At 59.4% G+C, this 993-nt stretch carries 2 protein-coding genes; one reads left to right on the top strand and one right to left on the bottom strand.

Annotated features, from left to right (window positions below; translation table 11 throughout):
- Positions 1-94 precede the first annotated feature (94 nt).
- A complete protein-coding gene (locus tag B3520_RS16905; RefSeq protein WP_286804656.1) occupies positions 95-478 on the bottom strand; it encodes a c-type cytochrome in 384 nt (127 codons plus the stop codon).
- Positions 479-576: 98 nt separating this feature from the next.
- On the opposite strand from B3520_RS16905, the gene yciH reads away from it, so the two are divergent.
- The gene (yciH, locus tag B3520_RS16900; protein ID WP_286804657.1) at positions 577-903 is read left to right on the top strand and encodes a stress response translation initiation inhibitor YciH; all 327 of its coding nucleotides are present in this window, start codon (positions 577-579) and stop codon (positions 901-903) included.
- Positions 904-993: the final 90 nt, after the last annotated feature.

Below are 993 nucleotides of genomic sequence, written 5' to 3'. Positions count from 1 at the left end.
CGCCAGTGCCGCCGCCTCTTCACCGGCCTCGGCCATATTCTCCTGAAAGGCGTTTACCAGTGGCAGCCAGCGATCCGTCCAGCGTCCCTGAACCTCACTCATCACCGGCTCCCGGCAGACTGGCGAAGTAGTGGCTCAGGGAATCGATCGCCTCATCGCTAAGGTTACGTGCCACTGAGCCCATCATGGGGTTATCCCGTTCGCCGCTGCGAAAGGCATGTAACTGCTGCTCCAGGTACTCTTGCGGCAAACCGGCAATCGAGGGGTAAGAGGCCACTCTGGAGACCCCTTCGGGCCCGTGACAGCCGACGCACATACGTGCCACCCGTTTACCCTCGGCAATACGCTGCTCCTCGGGACTGAGTGATGCCTGGGCGCTGCCACCCGATTCGCTATCACTGCAGGCCATCAATGCCCAGCCGGCACTCATTAGCAACGCCCCTTTCAACAGTCGCCACGGCAGATTGTTCGATGTCACTGGTATCCCCTTGTCGATAGGCTTTGGTCGAAAATCGGGAGGGATTCTATCATTGAGGTTGGTATCATGGGGGTTTTGTCCCTGGGGAGGTTGTTTCGATGAGCAAGAACAGTCGTCTGGTGTATTCGACGGAAGTGGGTCGCATCAAGCCGCAAGCCGAGGAGCCGGAGGCACCCCCCGCAGGCGATGGCATTGTGCGTTTGCACCGCGAGACCAAGGGCCGCGGCGGTAAGGCGGTGACTCTGATCAAGGGGATTCCGCTGGCCGGCGCGGAATTGAAGGCGCTGGCGAAGGAGCTGAAGAAGCTCTGCGGTGTGGGCGGCACGATCAAGGACGGTGAGGTGACGATTCAGGGTGATGTCCGGGAAAAGCTGAAGCCGGCACTTGAGAAGAAAGGATTTACGGTGAAGATTGCTGGGGGGTGAATGTTGCCCTCACGTTGGAAGTCGGGGGACTCCGCATTACAGTGCTGCGGAAGGGTAAGCCCCTTTGAGACACGCTGTGAATACATCCCT

This window comes from Marinimicrobium sp. UBA4509 (genome assembly GCF_002388575.1).
In the GTDB taxonomy this organism is placed as follows: Bacteria; Pseudomonadota; Gammaproteobacteria; order Pseudomonadales; family Cellvibrionaceae; genus Marinimicrobium; species Marinimicrobium koreense.
This window is presented reverse-complemented; position numbering and strand designations above follow the sequence as displayed.

What these genes read in the sequence shown, in the direction of transcription:
- yciH (WP_286804657.1), top strand. Translation starts at nt 577, where the DNA reads ATGAGCAAGAACAGTCGTCTGGTGTATTCGACGGAAGTGGGTCGCATC.